General features: G+C 75.2%; 17 protein-coding genes. 3 read left to right on the top strand and 14 right to left on the bottom strand.

From position 1 onward, the window contains the following. Positions 1 to 238 precede the first annotated feature (238 nt). Positions 239 to 1,126 carry a glycoside hydrolase family 16 protein gene (locus tag AC3ERT_RS28965; protein WP_435177700.1) on the top strand — a complete coding sequence of 296 codons (888 nt, stop codon included), beginning with the start codon at positions 239 to 241 and terminating at the stop codon, positions 1,124 to 1,126. A 10-nt stretch (positions 1,127 to 1,136) separates the two neighbouring features. Here AC3ERT_RS28965 and AC3ERT_RS28960 read toward each other — a convergent pair whose 3' ends face one another. After that, on the bottom strand, positions 1,137 to 5,108 hold the full coding sequence (locus AC3ERT_RS28960; RefSeq protein ID WP_435177698.1) for an nSTAND1 domain-containing NTPase: 3,972 nt from the start codon (positions 5,106 to 5,108) through the stop codon (positions 1,137 to 1,139). Between the two features lie 227 nt (positions 5,109 to 5,335). On the opposite strand from AC3ERT_RS28960, the gene AC3ERT_RS28955 reads away from it, so the two are divergent. Continuing rightward, positions 5,336 to 6,226 (top strand): amidohydrolase family protein, encoded by an 891-nt coding sequence (locus tag AC3ERT_RS28955; RefSeq protein ID WP_435128633.1) that lies wholly within the window; start codon positions 5,336 to 5,338, stop codon positions 6,224 to 6,226. A 33-nt stretch (positions 6,227 to 6,259) separates the two neighbouring features. On the opposite strand, the gene AC3ERT_RS28950 is transcribed toward AC3ERT_RS28955, so the two are convergent. The 3 genes from AC3ERT_RS28950 to AC3ERT_RS28940 form a co-directional block, all read right to left on the bottom strand. After that, positions 6,260 to 6,679, bottom strand: a complete 420-nt coding sequence (locus tag AC3ERT_RS28950; RefSeq protein WP_335970497.1) for a PIN domain nuclease — start codon at positions 6,677 to 6,679, stop codon at positions 6,260 to 6,262. Next, a complete protein-coding gene (locus AC3ERT_RS28945) occupies positions 6,679 to 6,933 on the bottom strand; it encodes a type II toxin-antitoxin system VapB family antitoxin (RefSeq protein WP_335970498.1) in 255 nt (84 codons plus the stop codon). The genes AC3ERT_RS28950 and AC3ERT_RS28945 overlap by 1 nt, the downstream gene beginning before the upstream one ends. A gap of 83 nt (positions 6,934 to 7,016) precedes the next feature. Next, on the bottom strand, positions 7,017 to 7,643 hold the full coding sequence (locus AC3ERT_RS28940) for a dihydrofolate reductase family protein (RefSeq protein ID WP_335970500.1): 627 nt from the start codon (positions 7,641 to 7,643) through the stop codon (positions 7,017 to 7,019). 177 nt (positions 7,644 to 7,820) lie between these two features. Here AC3ERT_RS28940 and AC3ERT_RS28935 point away from each other — a divergent pair, with 177 nt between their 5' ends. Beyond that, the gene (locus tag AC3ERT_RS28935) at positions 7,821 to 9,470 is read left to right on the top strand and encodes a serine/threonine-protein kinase (RefSeq protein ID WP_435177696.1); all 1,650 of its coding nucleotides are present in this window, start codon (positions 7,821 to 7,823) and stop codon (positions 9,468 to 9,470) included. Positions 9,471 to 9,586: 116 nt separating this feature from the next. Here AC3ERT_RS28935 and AC3ERT_RS28930 read toward each other — a convergent pair whose 3' ends face one another. From AC3ERT_RS28930 to AC3ERT_RS28885, 10 genes are all read right to left on the bottom strand, one after another. Beyond that, the gene (locus AC3ERT_RS28930) at positions 9,587 to 10,405 is read right to left on the bottom strand and encodes an SDR family NAD(P)-dependent oxidoreductase (protein ID WP_335970504.1); all 819 of its coding nucleotides are present in this window, start codon (positions 10,403 to 10,405) and stop codon (positions 9,587 to 9,589) included. Next, on the bottom strand, positions 10,395 to 11,423 hold the full coding sequence (locus AC3ERT_RS28925) for a ScbA/BarX family gamma-butyrolactone biosynthesis protein (RefSeq protein WP_335970507.1): 1,029 nt from the start codon (positions 11,421 to 11,423) through the stop codon (positions 10,395 to 10,397). Before AC3ERT_RS28925 ends, AC3ERT_RS28930 begins: the two co-directional genes overlap by 11 nt. Positions 11,424 to 11,460: 37 nt before the next feature. Continuing rightward, positions 11,461 to 12,180 (bottom strand): HAD-IA family hydrolase, encoded by a 720-nt coding sequence (locus AC3ERT_RS28920; protein ID WP_435128621.1) that lies wholly within the window; start codon positions 12,178 to 12,180, stop codon positions 11,461 to 11,463. A gap of 73 nt (positions 12,181 to 12,253) precedes the next feature. Further along, positions 12,254 to 13,246: a ketoacyl-ACP synthase III gene (locus AC3ERT_RS28915; RefSeq protein WP_335970512.1), complete on the bottom strand. Its 993-nt coding sequence runs from the start codon at positions 13,244 to 13,246 to the stop codon at positions 12,254 to 12,256. A gap of 149 nt (positions 13,247 to 13,395) precedes the next feature. Continuing rightward, on the bottom strand, positions 13,396 to 15,252 hold the full coding sequence (locus tag AC3ERT_RS28910; RefSeq protein WP_435177693.1) for a CoA-transferase: 1,857 nt from the start codon (positions 15,250 to 15,252) through the stop codon (positions 13,396 to 13,398). Then, on the bottom strand, positions 15,252 to 16,505 hold the full coding sequence (locus AC3ERT_RS28905) for a beta-ketoacyl-[acyl-carrier-protein] synthase family protein (protein ID WP_435177753.1): 1,254 nt from the start codon (positions 16,503 to 16,505) through the stop codon (positions 15,252 to 15,254). The genes AC3ERT_RS28910 and AC3ERT_RS28905 overlap by 1 nt, the downstream gene beginning before the upstream one ends. 267 nt (positions 16,506 to 16,772) lie before the next feature. Beyond that, complete coding sequence (locus AC3ERT_RS28900; RefSeq protein ID WP_435128615.1) at positions 16,773 to 17,984, bottom strand: acyl-CoA dehydrogenase family protein; 1,212 nt, start codon at positions 17,982 to 17,984, stop codon at positions 16,773 to 16,775. A gap of 4 nt (positions 17,985 to 17,988) precedes the next feature. After that, the gene (locus tag AC3ERT_RS28895; RefSeq protein WP_435177691.1) at positions 17,989 to 19,074 is read right to left on the bottom strand and encodes a phosphotransferase family protein; all 1,086 of its coding nucleotides are present in this window, start codon (positions 19,072 to 19,074) and stop codon (positions 17,989 to 17,991) included. Between the two features lie 203 nt (positions 19,075 to 19,277). Next, the gene (locus AC3ERT_RS28890) at positions 19,278 to 20,864 is read right to left on the bottom strand and encodes an FAD-binding oxidoreductase (RefSeq protein ID WP_435177689.1); all 1,587 of its coding nucleotides are present in this window, start codon (positions 20,862 to 20,864) and stop codon (positions 19,278 to 19,280) included. Further along, the coding region (locus AC3ERT_RS28885; protein WP_435177687.1) for an MFS transporter at positions 20,861 to 22,225 on the bottom strand (1,365 nt) is incomplete at its 5' end. The genes AC3ERT_RS28890 and AC3ERT_RS28885, both read right to left, overlap by 4 nt.

Below are 22,225 nucleotides of genomic sequence, written 5' to 3'. Positions count from 1 at the left end.
CGGGTGCTCCAACGGCGCTGCCGGGACGGGCGGTTCGGGCGCGCGCCGGAGCCGAGGCGGGGCCGGTCCGGGGGCCGCCGGATTGTTCGCCACCCTCGGCGGGGCTGCCGAACAAGCCCGCCGCGCGGTGGACTTGTCCTGCGGCGGGCCGCGCCAACGCGGTTCGGCCGGCAGATCCTCCACGGGGGTGGGGATCTGCCGTGCCCGCTCGGTCGAGACGGAGGAACGGAGGAGAAGGATGGAAAGGACGGACCGGCAGTCCCGGACCGGCCGGTGGCGGCGCGGGCGGGGTGCCCGCCTCGCCGTCAGCGCGGTGGTGGCGGTGCTCGTCGCCGTGGCGGGCCCGGCACAAGGCGGCCCGCGGGCGGCCGCCGCGGCGCCGTCGGACGACGGTGTCTCAGCGGCGGAGCGGTACGGCTGGGGGACCCCGCTCCCCGACGGCACCGACGAGTTCGACTACGGCTCGCCGTCCCAGCCCGCGCCACCCGACCCGGCCAAGTGGGAGACGGCGGGGGACAGCGACGGCTGCTGGCCGGGCAACGGCGGTCACGGGCAGCGCTGCCCGCAGAACGCGCGGGTCGTGGGCGGCGTTCTGGAGGAAGTCGGTGACGGGGACGGCACCACGGGGTGGCTCGCGTCGCGGTTCGGCCAGCAGTACGGGAGGTGGGAGGCCCGGGTGCGGTCCTACCCCACGGGGGCGGGGGCCGCGTGGACGTACCACCCGCTGCTCATCCTGTGGCCGGACTCCGAGAGCTGGCCGCAGGACGGGGAGTACGACTACCTGGAGGACGAGGTGCCGGGAGGCGACTGCGCGCAGGCCAACATCCACTACCCCCAGGACGCCGGCGTGCCGACGCAGCAGGAGTCGGCGCAGAAGTGCGGTGTCGACATGACGCAGTGGCACGACGTGGCGGTCGAGTGGACGCCGGACCATGTCACCGGCTACCTCGACGGTGCGGAGTGGTACAGCTTCTCCGGCGGCGCCGACGACGTACGCCGGTGCGTCCAGTGCGCCGGGTCGCTGCACCAGACCCTCCAGTTGGACGCGGTGCGCGACAACGACACCGACCCCGTGCAGAGCGCCGTGTACGAGGTGGACTGGGCCCGGGTCTACGCCCTGTCCTGACCGCTGCTCGTCACCGGCACGGCGGGGTGAAGTCGAGCGGGCCGACGTATTTCTTCCACAGCGGCTCGGTGAGGGTCGGCCCGACGGCCGCGCAGATCCGGGCGGTGTCGTGGTCGGCGCGCAGGTCCCACAGCCGGAGCGTGGCGTCCCACGAGACGCTGGCCAGGGTCCGGCCGTCGGGGCTGTAGGCGACGGCGGTGACGGCGTCGGTGTGGCCGGTCAGCGGCTGCCCGAGCGCGGCCGGCCGGGTCGGGTCGGAGACGTCCCACAGCCGCACGGTCCGGTCCAGGCTCCCGCTGGCCAGGGTGCGGCCGTCGGGGCTGAAGGCGACCGAGGACACCCAGTCCCGGTGCCCGGTCAGGGTGCGGGGCCGGCTGCCGCCGGCGGGGGAGCGCTGCGCGGCGGCGACGTTCCACAGTTTGACGGTGCGGTCCCGGCTGCCGCTGGCGAGGGTGCGCCCGTCCGGGCTGAAGGCGAGCGCGGTGACGGAGTCCTCGTGGCCGGTCAGCACCGCGGCGGGCCGCGCCGTACGGCCGGTGACGGTCCACAGCCGCACGCTGCCGTTCTCCTCGCCGTCGGCCAGGGTGCGCCCGCCGGCGGCGAAGGCGAGGGACGTGACCGGACCGCCGTGCGCGGCCAGGTCCTCGCCGAGCGCCGCGGGCCGGGCCGGGTCGGTGACGTCCCACCGCCGGATCACGCCCTCGGCGCCGGCCGCGGCGAGGGTGCGGCCGTCGGGGCTGAAGGCGACCGTGTCGACCTCGCCGGCCAGGCCGGCCGGCGACCCGAGCGCGACCGGGTGCGCGGGGTCGGACACGTCCCACAGCCGTACGGTGCCGGCGTCCCCGACTGCCGCCAGCACATGGCCCCGCGGAGCGAAGGCCACCGCGTGCACCGCGGCCGGGAACTCGAGCGGCGGGCCCACCGCGGCCGCCCGGCCGCTCGTCCGCCACAGTTGGACGCCCTTGTTGCTGTCCGCGGTCGCGACGAGTCGGCCGTCGGGGCTGTACGCCGTCGCCGCGAAGCCGCCGTCGGAGCCGGCCAGGACCGTGTCCGGCAGGGTCCAGAGCCGGGCCCGGCCGTCGTAGCCGGCGCTGGCCAGCCCGCGTCCGTCCGGCCGGAACCGCACCGACCAGATGCCGTCGGTGTGGTCGGTCAGCGGCCGGCCGAACGCGACCGGATAGCGGGGGTCGGTGACGTTCCACAGCCTGATCGTGTCGTCGTAGCCGGCGCTGGCGAGCATGGAGCCGTCCGGGCTGAAGGCCACCGACCAGACCGCGGCGCTGTGGCCGGTCAGCGGCTCGCCCAGCGCGGTGGCCTCGGCGGGGTCGCTCACGTCCCACAGCCGGACCAGGTCGTCGTTGCCCGCGGTGGCCAGGGTGCGCCCGTCCGGGCTGAAGACGGCCTGGTAGACCCCCGCGGTGTTGACGGCCAGTACCCGCAGCAGGACCGGCCGGGCGGGGTCGGTGACCCGCCACAGCCGCACGGACCCGTCGATGCCCGCGCTGGCCAGGGTGCGGCCGTCCGGGCTGAACACGGCGGAGTCGACGTCCCCGGTGTGCCCGGTCAGCGGCCCGCCCAGCGCTGCCGGCCGCCGCTGGTCGGTGACGTCCCACAGCCGCACGGTGTGGTCGTCCGAGGCCGTGGCGAGCGTACGGCCGTCCGGGGAGAACGCCACCGAGGTGACGAAGTCCGTGTGCCCGGACGGCAGTTCGGCCAGGGACCTCGGGTGGGCGGGATCGGCCACGTCCCACAGCCGGGCGCGGTCCGCGGCGTCCGGGGCGCTTCCGGCGGTGGCCAGGGCGGTCCCCGCGGTGGCCAGGGTCCGGCCGTCCGGGCTGAAGGCGACCTGCACGGCGCCCTCGACCTTCCCGAGGAGCCGGGGCCGGGTGGCGGTGGTGACGTCCCACAGCCGTACGGGGCCGTGGTCGTCCGCGGTGGCCAGGACCCGCCCGTCCGGGCTGTAGACGGCCGCGGTGACGATACCGGCGCCGATGTCCAGCGGCGTCGACAGGGCGCTGCCGGAGTCGGTGACCAGGTGCGTGTAGAGGTCGGGCAGCGGGCGCAGCCGGTCGGCCGCGAGGTCGAGGGAAGCGGCGAGCGAGGTCTGCGTGTCGCGGACCGCGTCGGCCTCGGCGGTGATCCGGTTGAAGACGGCGGTGTTGCGCGCCCGCTGGGCGCCGGCCCGCTGCTGGAGGGCCACCACCGCCGCGGTCGAGGTCAGCAGGGACAGCACGGCCAGCAGTGCGACGAACAGGCGCCGCCGGCGTACGGAGCGGGAGCGGCGGCGCAGCGACAGGGTGAGGAACTCCCGCTCCGCGGTGTTGAGGGACGGGTCGCCGGGAGGGAACGCCTCCGCGGCGTCCGCGAGCCGGCTGCCCTGGTACAGCAGCGCGGGGTCCCGCTCCGCCTCCTGCCAGGAGGCGGCGGCGTCGGCGAGCCGCCGGTGCGCGAGCAGGCGGTCGCGCTCCTCGGAGATCCAGGTGCGCAGCCGGGGCCAGGCGGTGATGAGGGCTTCGTGGGCGAGCGCCAGGGTGCCGTCGCTTCCGCCGCCGGGGCCGCCGGGGCCGCCGGGCAGGTGGGTGCCGTCTGCCGGGCTGTCGCCCGGGAGGTGGGTTGCGCCGTGTGCCGTGTCGTCTGCCGTGTCGTCTGCCGGGCCGTCTGCCGGGGCGGCGAGGGCGTCCGGCGCGGTGGGCGGGTGCGCCGCCGCGTCGACCGTGAGCAGCCGGGCCCGTACCAGCTGTTCCACGACGGCGTCGGTGGTCTCCCTGTCCTCGCCGGCGTCTATCTCGGCCCGGTCGGCGGGGCGGCGGGTGTCGGGCGCACCGTTGCGGCCGGGGACGACCAGCCGGAGCAGGATGCGGCGGGCGGTGCCGGCCTGCGCCGGGGTGAACTTGCCGTAGACCTCCTCGGCGGTCCGGGCGACCGCCTGGCGCAGCCCGCCGACCTGCTCGTAGGCGGCCAGCGTCAGCACGTTGCCCTTGCGGTGCCGCCATGTCTCCAGCAGGGCGTGGGACATGAGCGGCAGCCCGCCGGGTTCGCCCTCGACGGCGGAGAGCAGCTGCTCCGTCAACGCGCTCTCCACGCGCAGCCCGCGTACCGTCGCGGGCCTGGTGATCGCCGCTCGCAGCTCGTCCCGGCTCATCGGGCCGGTCAGCACGGAGCCCTCCTGGAGGGCGGCGACGAGCTCCGGGTGCCGGGTGCAGTGGCCCAGGAAGTCGGCGCGCACCGCGACGACCACCCGCAGCCGGCTGCCGGGCTCCTGCGCGGCCAGCAGCCGGCGGACGAACTCCTGCCGCTCCTGCGGATCGGGACGCAGGGTGTACAGCTCCTCGAACTGGTCGACGATCAGCCAGGTATCGCCGTCGCCGTCGCCGCCGTTTCTGTCGCCGGGGGCCGGCCGCAGCCGGTCGCGGTGCGTCGTGAGCGGGCGGGGACCGGGCGTGAGGATGCGGATCGCCGCGGGGCGCGGGGCAGTTGGGTCGGCGGCGCCGAGCCGGGGGATCAGGCCGGCCCGCAGCAGCGAGGACTTGCCGCTGCCCGACGGGCCGAAGACGGCGGTGAACCGGCGGCTGCCGGACAGGGCGACCAGCCGCTCCAGTACGGCGTCGCGGCCGAAGAACAGGCCGGCGTCGGCCGGTTCGAACCGGGACAGCCCCCGGTACGGCGGGGCACTGCCGCTGCCGGCGGCGCGCAGGGCGCTGTCCTCCTCGGCCGCGCGCCGCCACCGCTGCTCCCACTCGCCGGGGTCCCCGCCGCAGAACCCGGCGAAGGACAGCGCGACAGGCAGTGACGGCAATCGCCGCCCGGCCGCGGCAGTTGACAGGGTGCTGACCGCGAGCCCGGTCGCCCTGGCCATGTCCCGGTAGGTCGGTGTGCCGGACTCCTCCCGGAGCGCGCGCAGTTCGGAGGCGAACCGCTGGACGGGCCCTTCTTCCGGGTCCACCGGGCCCTGGGGCCGACCGGGCTGCGCCGCGTCCGTCATACCGGTGAGCCCCCGCCCTGCTGCGTCTCCTGGCCTGTCCACTTACGCTACTGAACCCGGCAGCGTGGTGGGGGCGGGATGCGGTGGAACCCCGGGCCGTACGCGCGCCCGCGGCACTTGGCGGTGCGGGGCGAGCCCGTCCGAGCGCCCTTCACGGCAGACCGCGGGGAGGGTTCGAGATGATCGGCGGGACGGCAGGGTGTGGCGGGTGAGGGAAGGAGCGGGTGATGGGTGGCGAGGCGGAAGCGGTGCGGGGGTTCTGGCGGGGGCTGGGGCTGGCCGGGGGGATCGACGTGCACACGCACTTCATGCCCGAGCGGGTGCTGCGGAAGGTGTGGGAGTACTTCGACACCGCGGGGCCGCTGGTCGGGGGGCTCGAGTGGCCGATCACCTATCGGCGGGAGGAGGAAGAACGCGTCGCGCTGCTGCGGGAGTTCGGGGTGCTGGCCTTCACCTCCATGGTGTACCCGCACAAGCCCGGGATGGCCCGGTGGCTGAACGGCTGGGCGGCGGACTTCGCCCGACGGACCCCGGACTGCCTGCACACCGCGACGCTCTACCCGGAACCGGACACCGCGGACTACGTACGGGAGGCGCTCGACGCCGGCGCCCGGGTCTTCAAGGCGCACGTCCAGGTGGGGGCGTACGACCCGGACGACGAGCAGCTCCGGGCGGCGTGGGGGCTGCTGGCCGAGAGCGGCACGCCGGTGGTGATGCACTGCGGCTCGGGGCCCGCGCCCGGCAAGCACACCGGCCCCGAACCCGTGGCGCGGGTCCTCGCCCGGTTCCCCGGACTGCGGCTGGTGGTCGCGCACATGGGCATGCCCGAGTACGAGGAGTTCCTCGACCTCGCCGAACGCCACCCGCAGGTACGCCTGGACACGACGATGGCGTTCACCGACTTCACCGAGGGCTTCATGCCCTTCCCCCGCAAGGCGCTCCCACGCCTCGCCGACCTCGGCGACCGCATCCTGCTCGGGACCGACTTCCCCAACATCCCCTACCCCTACCTCCACCAGCTCCAGGCCCTGGAACGCCTCGGCCTCGGCGGCGACTGGCTGCGGGCCGTGTGCCACGACAACGCCGCCGCCCTCTTCCGGCCCGGCGCCCCCTCCTGACGCCCGGGCCGGAAGAGGGCGGACGCCGTGACGTCAGCGGTCGGCGGTGCCGGGCGGGACGACCCACCGGGTGGGCTGCTCGGTGAGGGAGGCGATCATGTCGAAGTCGCCGTCGTAGTGCAGGACGGTCAGGCGGTTCCGTTCCGCGGTGGCGGCGACGAGGAGATCGGCCAGGGACAGGGCGCGGTGGAACCCCGCGTTGAGCGCGTGGCGCTGGACCTCCAGCGCGCGGGTGAAGGCCGCGTCGTCCGTGTGCAGGTAGTCGAAGGCGTGCAGCCAGGTGCTGATGCGCAGGGCCTCCGCGCAGTCCCGCGCGGAGTGGACCATCTCGTATTCGGTCGGAGAGCACACCGCGAGCAGGTAGCGCTCGTGGAGGGGCCCCAGGACCTCTTTCACACCGGGCTTCGTCCAGCGCGCCAGGGCGGACTTGTCGATCAGGTAGCGGTCCCGCATCAGGCGGCGCGGCCTCCGTCGTGGCTCCCGTCGCGCTTGAGCGAGCCGTCCGCGTGGCGCGGGCCGGTGCTCTCGACGATCTCGCTGAAGTCGAGTTCACCGGCGTCCATGGCGTCGAAGAACTCCTGGCGCAGGTGGCGCTTGACGGCGTCCTCCATGGCCAGGCGCACGGCCTTCGCCTTCGTCCTGGTGCCGAAGATGCGCATGGCCTCGGTGACCATGTCCTCGTCGAGGTCGATGACCGTTCTCGCCATGAGGATCGCTCCTGTCCCGATGATGCCCTTCCCAAACGATACCTCTTTTTCGGCACAGGCGATATCGTTTGCAGTGGCTTGGCTCAGGCGGAGCGGGTGGTCATGTCGCCGGTGGGCGGGGTGCCGGGGGTGCGGGCGTAGTGGAGGTGGGTCGTGCCCTTGGCGGAGGCGGCCGGGGGGTGGAGGAGGGTGAGGTTGGTGGGCACGGTGCCGTCGGCGAAGACCTTCTTGCCGACGCCGAGCAGGATCGGGTGGACCCACAGGTCGAGGCGGTCGAAGAGCTGCTCGCGCAGGAGGGTCTGGACCAGGTCGAGGCTGCCGACGACCCGTACCTGCTCGTGGCGCTCGCGGACCTCGCGCACCGCCTCGGCCAGGTCGGGGCCGAGCTGCGTGGACCCGGCCCAGGACAGGTCCGGGCGGCCGCGGGAGGCGACGTACTTCGGGACGCGGTTGAAGAGCTCGGCGATCCAGCCGTCCTCGCCGCCCTGCTGGTGCGGCCAGTAGGCGGCGAAGATGTCGTAGGTGCGCCGGCCGAGCAGCAGCGCGTCGGTGCCCTCGTACGCCGCGGTGATCTGGGCCCCGGTGGTCTCGTCGACCAGCGGCGCCTGCCAGCCGCCGTAGGGGAACCCCTCGGGGTCCTCGTCCGGGCCGCCGGGCGCCTGCCCGACGAGGTCGAGGGTCGCGAACAGTTCGATCTGGATGAGGCCCACGGTGTGCTCCCGTCGCTGCGGATGGTGCGGTCGGCGGGTAGACCGGCGGGCGCCCGCGAACTCATCGGTGCGGCGCGTCCGGGTGACGGGCCGGCCGCGCCCCGCCTTCGGTCACACCTTTGGCACGGGCGAGCGGCAGGGCGCCGCGCCGGCGCCGGGGGCTGGGAGGATACGGCCATGGCGACCAACGGGGGCGCGGGCGGGCAGCCCGGGGACGAGGACACGCGGACGGCGACGAGTTACGAGCTGGAGCCGCCCGCGCCACCAGCGGAGAACGGCCGCAGCCCGAACCCGAACCCGAACGAGCCCGAGCGCGAAAGCGGCGGCGGGCGGCTGGTCGGCGGCCGCTACCGCCTCCTCGAGCGCCTCGGCTTCGGCGGCATGGGCACCGTATGGCGCGCCCGCGACGAGGTCGTGGACCGCGACGTCGCCGTGAAGGAGCCGCGGCTGCCCGAGCACCTGACGGACGCCCAGCGGGAGACCGCCCACCTGCGGATGCAGCGTGAGGCGCGCGCCGCCGCCCGCATCGACCACCCGTCCGTGGTGACCGTGCACGACGTGGTCGTCGAGGACGAACGGCCCTGGATCGTCATGGAGTTGGTGCGCGGCCGGTCGCTGGCCGAGGTGCTCGCCGAGGGCACGCTGCCGGTGCGCGAGGCCGCGCGGATCGGCCTCGCGGTGCTCGGAGCGCTCGGCGCGGCCCACGAGGCCGGGGTGCTGCACCGCGACGTGAAGCCGGCGAACATCCTGCTCGGCCGGCACGACCGCGTGGTCCTCACCGACTTCGGCATCGCCCAGGTCGAGGGCGAGGAGCCGCTGACGGAGACCGGCGCCTTCATCGGCTCACCGGAGTACATCGCGCCCGAACGGGTGCTGGGCCAGCGGCCGGGCCCCGAGTCCGACCTGTGGTCGCTGGGAGTGGTGCTCTACCAGGCGGTGGAGGGCGTCTCGCCCTTCCGCCGCCAGGCCACGCCGTCGACCTTCCAGGCCGTCCTGCTCGCGGAACTGCCCCCGCCGCGCGCGGCCGGCCCGCTCACCGCACCGCTGCTGGGCGTCCTGCGCAAGGAGCCGGCGGCGCGTACGGCCCCGGCGCGGCTCGCCGACGAGCTGCGGGCCGTCCTCGAACCGCCGCGCGTCCCGCCGCAGTCGGCGCCGCAGCCGACGGCGCGGGCCGGGGCCGGGGCGCCGCCCCCGGCAGCGGAGGAGCCGCCGGCCGGGCCCGTCGGCCGCGCGATACGGGCGCTGCGCCGCAGCCGCCGCGCGCAGGCGGCCACCGCCGCGGTGGTCGCGGCAGCCGTCGCGGGCGCCGTGCTCCTGACCGTCGGCCCGTTCGGCGGCGGTGGCCTGCCCAAGGGCTGGAAGTCCTACCGGGAGCAGAGCGTCGACGCCACCTTGGCGGTGCCGGGCGACTACGTGCGCAGCATCGCCGACGCGAAGGTGACGTACACCGACCCGCACGGCGTGTTCACGGTGGCGCTGTCCCGCACGCGCGGCGAGAAGAGCAGCGCCGCGGGCGTCGCCAACGCCAACCTCCAGTGGTACAAGGGCGGTGGCGAGGTCTCCTACTCCGACACCGTCGAGGACGCGGACGGCCGGGTCGTCGAGGCGACCCAGCAGGGCCAGGCAGCGGCGCGGCTCGACGTCCACTACACCGAGCTGAAGGACGACGCGAAGACGGCCCTGCGCGAACTCGAACTCGACGTGGTCAGCGGCGAGGGCGACCTCTACACGCTGGACGTGACGATGCCCGCCTCGGCCGCCCAGTCCGCGCAGGGGCAGCGGATCTTCGACGACGTCAGGAAGCACCTGACGATCCACACCCTGTGAGCCCCGGGCCCGCCCGCGCCCGCCGCGGTGGCGGACGGAGCGGGCGGCCGGGGGCCGGGGTGCCCGGGTGCCGGGGCTGCCGGGGTGCCGGGGTGCCGGGGTGCGGGGGTGTGCCGTCACAGCGTGAGGTAGCCGCCGTCCACCGGGAGCGCGGCGCCGGTCACGTAGGAACTCGCCGGGCCGGCCAGGAACAGCAGCGGGCCGTCCAGTTCGTGCGGCTCGCCGACCCGGCGCATCGGGGTGCGCCGCTCCACCCAGCCGCGCCCCTCCGCGGTGTCGAGCATGTCCGCGGTCATCTCGGACCGGAACCAGCCCGGGCACAGCGCGTTCACCCGTACCCCGCGCGCGGCCCACTGCGCGGCCAGTTCCCGGGTCAGGTTGACCACACCGCCCTTGCTCGCCGCGTACGCGGCCTGCGGGAGGCTGCCGCTGCCCACCAGGCCGTACACGGACGCGATGTTGACGATGCTGCCGCGGCCCCGTGCCAGCATGCCGGCGGCGACCTCGGAGCTGAGCGCGAAGACCGCGGTGAGGTTCACCGCGACGATCTCCGCGAAGCTCTGTTCCGACTGCCGTTCGGCCGGCTCCACCCGGGACAGCCCGGCGTTGTTGACCAGGACGTCGACCGGCCCCAACTGCCCGGTGACGACCCGCAGCGCCTCCGCGCGGTCCGCGGCGTCGGTGATGTCGCACGGCACGGCCAGGCTGCCGGGCAACTCCGCGGCCAGCGCCTTCAGCGGCGCCTCGCGGCGGGCGGCGAGCGCCACCCGGGCGCCGGCCCGGGTGAGCACCCCCGCCAGGTGCGCGCCGAGGCCGCCGGAGGCCCCCGTCACCAGGACCACCCGGCCGTCGAGGCGGAACTCCCCTGCGGGGTAGGGGACATGGGCGGCCGGGGAACCCTGGGCGTCGTACGTGTCCTGCCGGTCAGCTGCCATCGGGGGCTCCCGCGGCGCCGGCCCGGCCGAGCGTGCTGCCCAGCGCCACCCGCATCCTGGCCACGGCCTCCCCGCCCTGCTCGAAGGCGACCGCGAAGGCGAGGCCGCCGCCGTCCGCGGCGGGCGCGCGCAGGATCTCCGAGCGCAGCACGATGTCGGCGTCCAGCTCGGCGAACCGCAGGTACTCGGCGGTGAGTTCGGCGAGGTGGAGCTTGGCCGCGGCCAGGCCGTGGCGCTCACCGGCCAGCAGCAGGCCGAGTTGGCGCGCCGCCTCCATCATCACCGGGCCGGGGACGTGGTCCTGCGGGTGGTCGAACATGCTCGGGTGCCGCAGCGGCACCCGCAGCAGCGCCGTCAACTCCCCGCCCCGCAGCGCCATGTCGTGCAGCACCACGTTGTCCGCGCGGGTCCGGCCGACCAGGTGCGGGCCGATCGGGCGGGCCGGGGAGACGGCGGGCAGGTCGTCGGAGGAGGGCGGTTCGGTGGTGCGGCCGCTCATCCGCAGCGTCCGGTAGATGTCGTCGGGGCGCAGCGCGGTGTCCACCCGGACGGTGCCGATCGGCCGGCCGGCGGCGGCGACGTCCACCTCGTGCACCACCCGGGAGACGGCGCCGCGGTACTCCTTCACCAGCGCGGCGCGGCCGACCAGGTCCAGGTCGAGCGGGCGGGCCGGGGCGTGCAGCGGGCGGGGGTCGGTGATCCGCAGGCCGGCCTCGGCGGTGATGGACTTGGTGCCGGGGCCCGCGTCGTGCTGGAGGTGCATCGCGCAGAGCAGCATCTGCCGCACCGCCTCGAAGACCGCCAACGGGTCGTGGCCGCCCGCGGTGCCCAGCCGGTCGGCGTAGTAGCTGTGGTCGGGGGGCAGTTGGGCCGATGCGCGGAAGTCCCGCTCCCCGACGGACTGGAAGTCGGTGAGGAACACCTCGGCGACGGCGGCCCGGTGGACCAGGTGCCGGGGGATGGTGCGTTCGGTGCTGAGCACGGCTTCGGGCTCGGCGCCGATGTCGAGTGTGGTCATGGTGCTGCTCCAGCTGTGGGTGGGGTGGTCGGACAGGTCAGCGCGAGGTGCGTACGGGGGCGGCCGGGCGGACCGGTGCGGCCGGGACCGGCGCCGCGTCCAGCGCGGCCAGCTCCTGCGCGGCCTGCGCGGCGTCCTGGAAGTGCACGGCCCGCCAGCCGGCGGCCTCGGCCCCGGCGCAGTTCTTCGCCAGGTCGTCGACGAGCACGCACTGCCACGGCGCGCGCCCGGCCCGGGCGGCGGCGATCCGGAAGATCTCCGGCTCCGGCTTGCGGCAGCCCACCGCGTACGAGCAGACGATGCCGTCGAAGTGCGCGTCGTCCACCATGTACCGGCGGTGCCGCTCCCAGCTCGGCGGCAGGTTGGAGAGTAGGCCGACGTAGGCGCCGCGGGCGCGCAGCGCCGTCAGCTCGCGCAGCCAGTCCTGGTTGGCGCCGCGCCCGGCGAACCAGCGCTCGCCGAACGACGACAGGTCCACGGCCAGGCCGAAGTCGTCCGCGAGGACCTCCTCGACCTCCTTTTCCCAGTCGGGCTCGCTGAGCAGCGGGATGTCCAGCACGCCCATCGAGTCGGTGCCGTGCGCCTCGCCGACGAGGCGCATCGCCTCCTTCAGCGCGTGGACGGGGACGCCGGTCCGCGCGCCGAAGTCGCGGAAGGTGACGTCGACCGGCGGGGTGAGCACCCCGCCGAAGTCGGTCCAGACGGCGAGCCCGGGCGGCGGTCCGCCCGTGCCGGACCGGTCGGTGATGTCGGCCATGTCGGCTCCTTCAGAATCGGTTGCGCGAGAGCGGAAGTCGGGGGACAGCGGGGCGCATACAGCTGACGGGCCGTCACAACTGGTAGAGCAGCCCGCCGTAGTACCAGCCCGAGCCCACCGCGGTGGACAGCACCAGGTCACCGGGCTTGAGCACGCCCGCGGCGGAGAACTCGGACAGCGCGATCGGGATGGAGGCGCAGCCGGTGTTGCCGCGCTCGGCGAAGTTGGTGAGGAACTTCGCCGGGTCCAGGTCCAGGCCCGCCCGCACCCCGGCGTGGATGGCGTTGTTGCCGGGGTGCGGCACCAGCCAGTCGAGGTCGGCGGTCTTGAGGTCGTTGCGGCCCAGCAGCGTGTCCGCCACCCGCAGGCTGGAACCCACGGCCAGTTCGATCAGCTCGGGCCGGGGGCGCAGCCAGCCCTCGGGCGGCCGGGCGGCGACCGCGTCGGCGCGGGTGGAGTCGCAGTCCAGTACGGAGTCCAGCAGGCCCCCGGGCTGACCGGGCGCGCCCTTCTCCAGGACGACCGCCCCGGCCGCGTCGCCGAAGACCAGCTGGCCGCGGGTGCCGGGGCGGGCCCGGTGCGAGAAGCGGTCGGCGGCGACCACCACCGCGCGCCGCCACCCCGGGTGCGCGGTGAGCAGCGCGGCCGCGGTCTGCACCCCGTGCACGAAGCCGGTGCAGGCGCCGCAGACGTCGAAGGCGAGGGCGCCGTGCGCGCCGAGGGCGGTGGCGACCCCGGGGGCGATCTCCGGAATCCACTGCCGGTCGGTCCAGTTGGCCAGGACCACCAGGTCGAGTTCGGCCGCGTCGCGTTCCGCGTTCCGCAGCGCGGCGGTGGCGGCTTGGACCGCCATGTACTCCAGCGTCTCGTCCGCCGCGGCGGTGTGCAGGCCGCGCACACCCAACTCGGCGGCGTCCTGCGGGGTGTGCTCGCGTCCGCCGAGGGTGATCGGACCCTCGTCGTGGCGGCGCCGGGCACGCGGGAAGTAGTGGCCGAGCCCGGCGAAGCGCAGCCGTGACCCGGCCCAGGTGCGGCCCTCGGCGCGGGCGTGGGTGTCGGTGGGCATGGAAGCTCCTGTCGCGGTGAGGTGGGGCGGGGGGAACGCGGGGGGATGAGGGGGGATCGGGACGTGGGGGTCCCGGGTGTGGGGGGATCGGATGCTGCGGGCCGAACTGGCGGCGCAGGCAGAGTTGTTGACGGGTCCGGGCGGCCGGGTCAGCGGTAGACGCCGGCCGGGTCCAGCGTGCGCAGCAGCGCCAGCTCCTCGGGCGTGACGGGCTTCTCCGCCTCCGCCCGGGAGGCGTCGCTGTCCCACGAGGTGCGCTCGGCGACCATCCGCTGCGGGTCGGCGTCCTCGCCGCTCGCCGGGGGCAGCCAACTGGCCAGGTGGAAGGGCTCGTTCGGGTCGTCGCGGCGGAACCGGCCGAAGTCGCTGACGACTTCGCGGACCCGGTCGCCGGGACTGGTGCGGTAGGTCAGCGCGGTGACGTAGCGCCGGGGCGAGGCCGGGGCGATCACCACGCAGTCCGTGGTGGAGGCGATGTCGTTGGCGCCCCCGGAGCCGGTCAGCCAGCGGCCGTCCCGGGTACGGCTGGTGTTGATGGCCCCGGACCCATCGATCTCGGCCGCCGCCAGTACGCCGAGCGCCCGGGGGTTGGCGGCGACCATGCCGCCGAGGATCTCCGGGATGCCGGCGAGCATCTCGCTGTGCTCGGCGTGGTGGAGGCTGAACAGGAACACGTCGCCCTCGGCCGGTGCGAAGCCGCACATGCCCAACTCGGCCACCACGGTGACCTCGTGGCCGCCGGCCCGCAGTTGGGCCGCGGCCAGCCACGCCGCCATGTGCGAGGCGCCGATCCCGGCCAGCAGCGTGTCGTGGCCGCCCGCCCGTACCCGGTCGGCGACCGCCCGGGCGCCCAGCACGATCAGCCGCTCCTGACGGGTCGGCTCGGCCCCGTCCGCGGGGTCCGCCCCGGCGGGAGCGGAGACCGGGGGCGCCGTCGGGGAAGGCGCGGGCGTGGAGGGCGCCTTGGCGGCCGTGGACGGTTCGCGGGCCGCGCGGCACGCGGCCAGCTCGGCGCGGGCCACCTCCTCGAACACCGCGAAGTCGTCCGTTCCGCCGGCCGCTCCGCGGGCCGTCGGGTCGGCCGCTTCGCGGGCGGGCAGCGCCAAGGACGCCCGGCGGGACGGCCCCAGACGGCGCAGATAGCCCTCGTGGCTGCCCGGTTCGGCCACCCACGTCCGGTACCAGTCGGCACCGCGCTGCTCGCCGTGGCAGGACTCGACGATCTCCGTCAGGAAGGCGTAGTCGTCCAGGTAGCCCTGGACGCCGCCGAGTCCGCCGGTGCGCAGCGACTGCGGATGGGCGCCGAGCGGTGCCTCGCACAGGCCGAGGACGCGCTGTCCGGGGATCACGACCCGGTCGGCAAGGGCGCGCAGCACCTCCCGGGGGACGATCCGCTCCACGGAGGCGAGCACACCGCGGCGGGCCGCGTACGCCGCCCAGGCACCCTCGCCCAGCGGCGGCACCAGCGCGATGTTGCCGTCCTCGTCCGCGAGCACGCCGTGCAGCAGCGTCAGGTCCGGGCGCAGCGGCGCGAGCAGGGTGACCGCGCGGTCCGGGTCGGCCGGGTCGGGCACCTGGTGCAGCACACCGTCCTTGTCCGCGGCCAGGTCGGTGCCGGCCAGGGAGGCGGTGACGGCGTACGGCAGGCCCTGCGCGCCGGCGATCAGCCGCTGCTGGTAGCTCAGCAGCGACCACGCCTCGAAGGCGAACGGCCGCCCGGCGAACAGGTCCCGGTAGAGCGGGTTGGGCCGCGGGGAGGGGTAGGTGTCCCCGGCGAACCCGGCGATCACCTTGTCCGCGACACCGGACAGGGCGAGCGCGTGCGCGGAGGAGTGCACCGCGGTGGTGCTGACGGTCAGGTGCCCCTCGCCGCCGAGCACCCGGCACAGCGCGTACGTAAGGGCGTTGGGACGCGACGGCGTGCCGGCGAGGTGGACGTGGTCGCCGGGGCGGACGAACTCCCGTACCAGGGCGTCCGGGTCGGCGGCGATCAGCGGGCGGCCCATCAGGAGGCTCCCGGCGCGCCGAGCACCGCCACGGAGGTCTGGCTGCCGAAGGCGAAGGACATCGACACCGCCAGTTCGACCTTGGTGGGGCGGGCGCCCTCCAGGACGTGGTCCTGCTCGCACTCGGGGTCGGGGGTGGTGAAGTTGATGGTGGGCGCCAGGGTCTGGTGGCGGATCATCAGGCTGGTGGCGGCGGCGTTGATGATGCCGGCCAGGCCGAACGTGTGGCCGTAGATGGGCTTGTTGGAGCTCAGCGGCGGCAGCAGCCCGGGGCCGCGCTCGGGGTAGAGGGCGCGCACCGCGCGGCTCTCGGCGATGTCGTTGTAGCGGGTGGCGGTGCCGTGGGCGCAGAAGTAGTCGACGTCCTCGGCGTCCCGGCCCGCCTCGGCGAGGGCGCGGTGCATCAGTCCGGCGGTGACCTTGCCGGTGAGGTCCATGGTGGTGGCGTGCGCGGCCTCGTTGAGGGTGGCGGCGGAGAGGATCTCGGCGTACGGGCGGGCGCCGCGGGCGGCGGCGTGCGAGGCACGCTCCAGGCAGAGCACCACCGAGCCCTCGCCGAGCGCGAAGCCCTCCCGGTCGGCGCTGTACGGGCGCACCGCCCGGGTCGGGTCGTCGCGCTCGGAGGAGAGCACGCCGTGGCCCATCGCCCGGTAGCAGGCGGCGACTTCGGCGGCGATCGGGAACTCGTGCCCGCCGACCAGCATGACGTCGGCGGCGCCGGAGCGCAGTTCGCGCAGCGCCAGCTGGATGGCCTGGTGGCCGCCGACGCAGGCGTTGCTGACGGTGGTGACCAGGCCCTGGGCGCCCAGGTGGATGGCGGTCAGGGAGGCCGGGCAGCCGGGCAGCCCGCGGAACATGGCGCCCTTGTCGGCGAAGGCCGCCGGGTCGGCGCCGGTCAGTACGTCGCGCCACCAGGCGAACGGCCCCCGCGAGGAGGACATCAGGACGCCGAAGCGCTGCGGGTCCACCCCGCCCGGCGCCAGCCCGGCGTCCCCGCGGGCCTGTGCGGCGGCGGACATCGCGACCAGGATCTCCCGGGAGTACTTCGCGGCGTGGCCGGGCGCGAGTTCCGGCAGGAACTCCCGGTGGTCGAAGTCCCGTATCTCGGCGGCGGCGTGGACCGGGAGTCCCGCCTGTGCGGCGTCGAAACGGGTGAGCGGCCCCACCTGGGAGCGGCCCCGGGAGAGGTGCTCCCACATTTCCTGTGCGTTCCTGGTACCGGGAAGTACGGCACCGATTCCGGTGACGACGATCCGGTCCGTCGGGCCCCCGCGAGAATACGCCGATCGCGGAGCGTCGAAATTCGTTCCGTTTTCCGGTTCTGTGTTCTCCATACCGGAGACGGTACGGAGTCCCGCCGGGCCTTCCCCGTGCCCTCGGGTACCGAATCCCGGGGTCGGCGGTACTTCCGGTACCGGCGGGAATTGCGGCCCTGCCGAAAGGCGGCGGGAAAACACGGAAGGGGCCGCCGGCCGTGGAATCGGCCGGCGGCCCCTTTTCGGGGCGGTGCAGAAGGCGGATCAGAACGCGTACGCGCGCAGTTCGCGGCGGGCCAGGGACGCGCGGTGCACCTCGTCGGGGCCGTCGGCCAGCCGCAGGGTGCGCGCGTGCGCCCACAGCGCCGCGAGGGGGAAGTCCTGGCTCACCCCGCCGCCGCCGTGCGCCTGGATCGCCTTGTCCAGGACCCATTCCGCCATCGCGGGCACCGCGATCTTGATCGCCTGGATCTCGGTGTGCGCCTGCCGGTTGCCGACGGTGTCCATCAGCCAGGCCGTCTTGAGCACCAGCAGCCGGGCCTGCTCGATCCGCACCCGGGCCTCGGCGACCCACTCCCGGACCACCCCCTGCTCGGCGAGCGGCGCGCCGAACGCCACCCGGCCGCTGACCCGTTCGCACATCGCGGCCAGCGCGCGTTCGGCCATGCCGATCAGCCGCATGCAGTGGTGGATACGGCCCGGGCCGAGTCGGGCCTGCGCCATGGCGAAGCCGTCGCCCTCGCCGCCGAGCAGGTGGGAGACCGGCACCCGGACGTCCTCGAAGAGGATGTCGCCGTGGCCGCCGTGCGGGCCGTCGTCGTAGCCGAAGACGGTGACGCCGCGCCGCACCTGCACGCCGGGGGTGTCGCGGGGCACCAGCAGCATGGACTGCTGCCGGTGGCGCGGCCCGCCGGGGTCGGTCTTGCCCATCACGACCAGCAGCGCGCACTCCGGTGCCATGGCGCCGGAGGACCACCACTTGTGGCCGTTGACCACGTAGTGGTCGCCGTCCCGCTCGATCCGGGTGCCGATGTTGGCCGCGTCGGAGGAGGCGACCTCGGGCTCGGTCATGCAGAACGCGGAGCGGATCTCGCCGGCCAGCAGCGGGTGCAGCCAGCGCTCCTGCTGCTCGGGGGTGCCGAAGGCGGTGAGCAGTTCCATGTTGCCGGTGTCGGGGGCTGAGCAGTTGACCGCTTCGGGTGCGAACTGCGGGCTGTGCCCGGTGATCTCGGCGAGCGGCGCGTACTGCGTGTTGGTGAGTCCGGCGCCGAACCGGCGGTCGGGCAGGAAGAGGTTCCACAGGCCGCGGGAGCGGGCCTCGGCCTTGAGTTCGGTGAGCAGCGGCGGGCGGGTCCACGGCTGGCCGGCCGCGTACTGGGCGGCCAGCGCGCCTTCGGCGGGCAGCACCCGGTCGGTGACGAACGCGCGCAGTTCCTTGCGCAGTTCCTCGGTCCTGGCGTCGTAGGAGAAGTCCACGGTGTCACTCCCCGGTGGCGGTGGCGGTGGCGGTGGCGGATCGGCGGGCGGTCGCGGCCAGTACGGCGTGGCCGCGCTCGACCAACTGCGGTATGCAGGCGGCGAGATGGGCGTCCTCGGAACCGGGGCGCGGGTCGCGGGAGGCGCGGAAGAGGACGTTCTCCAGGATCACGGCGAGCTTGTAGTAGCCGAACGCCGTGTACCAGTCGAGGTGTTCGAGCCCCGCGCCGGTACCGGCGGCGTACCGCTCGGCCAGGCCGGCGAACTGCGGTCGGCCGGGGGCCTGGGCCGGGCAGCCCAGCGGCGCGTCGGCGATGCCGGCGAAGCCCTCCCAGTACACCCGCAGCAGCCCGAGGTCGGTGAGCGGGTCGCCGAGGGTGGACATCTCCCAGTCCAGCACGGCGGCGATCTCGTCGGCGCGGCCGGGCGCGAACAGCACGTTGTCCAGCTTGAAGTCGCCGTGGACGACGGCGGCCCGGCCCCGCGGCGGCAGCCGGTCGGCCAGCCGCGCGTGCAACGCGTCGGCGCCGGGCACCGGTTCGGTGCGGGAAGCCTCGGACTGGGCGCGCCAGCGCCGCAGTTGGCGCACGAGGAAGCCCTCCGGCCGCCCGAAGCCGTCCAGCCCCACTGCCGCCGGCGGCACCTGGTGCAGTGCCACGAGCACGTCCACCAGGGTGTCGGCGGCCGCCGCGACCTGCCCGGGGCTCAGCCGCGCCAGGTCGGCGTCGGTGCGGTGGACCAGGCCGGCGACGTGGTCCATGACGTAGAAGGGGGCACCCGGCACCGCGGTGTCGGCGCACAGGCCGTGGGTGCGCGGGACGGGCACCGCGGTCGGGTGCAGGGCGCTCAGCACGCGGTGCTCCCGGGCGACGTCGTGCGCGGTGGCCAGCGCGCCGTCGAGCGGCGGGCGGCGCAGCACCAGGCGGCGCTCGCCGTACTCCACCAGGAAGGTCAGGTTGGAGCGGCCCCCGGTCAGCGGGCGGACCGCGGTGAGCCCGCCCGCCTCGTGCGGGAACTTCCCGGCGAGCCAGCGCTGGAGTGCCGCTGGGTGCACGCCCGGGGGGATGGGGATCGGCGCGGGGATGTCCATGCTCGCGTACGCTCCTCGGCTGGTTCCAGGGTCGCGGTCGTCTCACGGCCGCAGGTCCCGGTACGGCCGTGCCCGGGCGGCGGACCGTCCGGCGGCGGCCGTACGGGACGTGCGCCGCCGGTGACGCTAGGTCCGGCCGCGCCGGGGCGGCAACGGATCTTCCCCCTAAGCGGGAGGCCCTGGACCCAAGGAGGCAGTCCCGCTCACTCCGCGGGCGCAGGCGGCCGGACCGAAAGGGCGTGCCGGAAGGCGTCGTGCGGGTCCCACTGCCGCTTGACCTGCTGGAGGCGCGGGTAGCCGTCCTTGAAGTACAGCGCGTGCCAGGGGATGCCCGAGGTGTTCCAGCGCGGGTCGGCGAGGTCGGCGTCCGGGTAGTTGATGTAGCTGCCGTCGGTGGCGGTGTCCGGCGCGGGCACCCCGCCGGTCGCCGCGTACAGCTGCGCGTAGAACTCCCGGATGCGGGCCACGTGGTGCTCGTCCTCCCGCGGGTCCTCCCAGTAGGTGCCCAGGTACGCCTTGAGGATGGAGTCGCGCTGCGCGGCCGCGGTGGCCTGCGGTGCCACCCGGTTGACCGCCCGGCCGTAGGAGAACAGCAGCGCCACGGTGTGGCCCTGGTAGCCCGGTTCGGACAGGTGGCGCCACAGCGTGGCGATCTGCTCCGCGTCGTAGGGCCGCCGCAGGTAGGCGCCCTTGCTCTTGGAACGGGTGGCGGCGCCGCGGTTCTCCACGTCCCGCTGCACCGAGTCCAGCCAGGGCAGCTGCTGGTAGCGGAGCCGGTACGGCGCCCGGACCCCGTCGCCGACCGCCGCCACGTAGGCGCGCAGCCGCTGGTCGGCGTCCGGCAGCGAACCGTCGATCTGCGCGGTGAGCACCACCTGGCCGACGCTGCGCTGGTTGAGGTAGAGCCCGCTGTACAGGGTGTCGTAGCCCCCGTCGCCGGCCGCCTCGTCGTGGGCGTGCCAGGCGCCGTGGTTGCGCACGATCCGGCTGAAGTCGGCCTCGCCCAGGCCCTCCCAGGGCCACTCCACGGCGACGGTCAGCACCGAGCGCGGCGGGCGGGGCAGCGCGGACGCCTCGGCGGACAGGCCGCGCGGGAAGTCGGCGTCCTCGGGCGAGCGGAACAGGTAGCGGGTCACCACGCCGAAGTTCCCGCCGCCCGCCCCGGTGTGCGCCCACCACAGCTCGCGGTGCGGGTCGTCGGGGCGGCGGGTGGCCAGCACCGTACGGGCCCGGCGGTCGGCGTCCACCGTGACGACCTCGATGCCGTACAGGTGGTCCACGATCAGGCCGTGCGAGCGGCACATCGGGCCGAACCCGGCGCCCTGGACGTAGCCGCCCAGGCCGACCGAGGGGCAGGTGCCCGCCGGCAGCGCGGCGCCCCAACCGAGGTACAGCGCACGGTAGGTGGGGCCGAGCTGGGCGCCGGCCTGCACGGAGAACGCCCGGTGCGCGGCGTCGTAGCGGATCTCCTGGAGCGCGGACAGGTCGACCAGGCTCTGCACCGCCGGGCCGTCGACCAGGTTCTCCAGGCAGTGGCCGCCGCTGCGCACCGCGAGCCGGCGCCCGCCGTCGACGGCGGCCTGCACCACGGCGGCCACCTCGGCGGCGGAGGTGGGCAGGTGGATCTCCTGGGGGCGGCCGGCGAAGCGGGTGTTGCGGCCGCGCCCGGCGAGGTGCGGGTAGCGGTCGTCCGCCGGGGTGACGGCGGGTATCCGGGTGGGTATTCGGGCCGGTGTCCGGGAGCGGGATGTCCCGTGCTCGGCGGGGGCGGCGCCCGCGACTGCGGTCATGGCATGTCCTTGGGGCTGGTGGGAAGCGTGCGGGTACGGGTACGGGCGGACTCGCGCAGCGCCAGCACGCCCGAGAGCAGCAGTGCCGCGGCGGCGGTCAGCACCCCGGTGCGGGCCACGGCCGGCCAGCCGCCGTGCGGCCAGACGGCGCCCGCGGCGGCGGAACCGGCGGCGCCGCCGAGGAAGTAGGCGGTCATGTAGACGGTCGTGATGCGGCTGCGCTCACCGGCGCCGGCGGCGCCGAAGACGGTCGCCTGGTTGGTGATGTGCGCGCCCTGCACGGCGAAGTCGATCAGCAGGATCGCCGTGACCAGGACCAGCAAGGTGCCCGAGCTGCCGGAGCTGACCGCGAACGAGACCGCGATCAGGGCGAACGCGCCCAGCGTCACCGCGGTCTGCCGGCCCCGGTCGGCCAGCCGGCCGGCGAGCGAGGCGCCCAGCGCCCCGGCCGCGCCGACCAGCCCGAGCGCGCCGATGGCGCTCGCCCCGAAGTGGTACGGGGACTGGGTCAGGCGCAGCGGCAGCGCGGTCCACAGCAGGTTGAAGGCGGCGAAGCCGAGGGCGCCGAGCAGGGAGCGCCGCACCAGCAGCGGGTTGCCGCGGACCAGCGGGCCGAGCGAGGCCAGCAGGCGGGCGTAGTCCCGGAGCGCGGCCGCGGTGCTCCCCGTGCTCGTCGCGGCCGGCGTGTGCGGTGTGTTCGCTGCGTTCGCCGTGTTCGGTGCGGCCGCAGTGTCCGCCATGTCCGCCGTGTCCGGTGCGGCGGGCGGGCGGCCGGGCAGCACCGCCCGCACCAGCAGGCAGGTGCCCACCATGAACACCGCCGCCAGCCAGTACACCGCGCGCCAGTCCAGCAGCTGGGTGAGCGAGCCGGCGAGCGTACGGCATAGCAGGGTGCCCAGGATGAGCCCGGTCATCACTGTGCCCACCACCTGGCCGCGCTGCTCGGGGTGCGCCATGTCGGCCGCCTGCGGCACGATCACCATCGCGGAGACGGTGACCAGGCCGAGCAGGAAGAACAGGCCGAACAGCCAGGCGCCGGAGGCCAGCGGGATCAGCGCGAGCACCGCCGCGGTCGCGGTGAGCAGTACCGTCAGCAGCCGCCGCCGGTCCAGCGCGTCGCCCAGCGGCACCAGGGCGAACAGGCCGAGCGCGTAGCCGAGTTGGGTGCAGGACACCGCCGGGGTCAGCGACTGCGGGGTGCGGTGCAGGGCGGCCGCCATGCTGGGCAGGATCGGCTGGATGTAGTACAGGTTGGCCACGCACAGCCCGCAGGCCACGGCCAGGGCCAGGATGCGGGCGCTGCGCGGGCCGTGGAAGACGGCGGGCCCGGGGGGAACAAAGGGGGGGGGGGGAGAGGGGGA

The sequence above is a fragment of the Actinacidiphila sp. bgisy145 genome (genome assembly GCF_057708125.1).
This window is presented reverse-complemented; position numbering and strand designations above follow the sequence as displayed.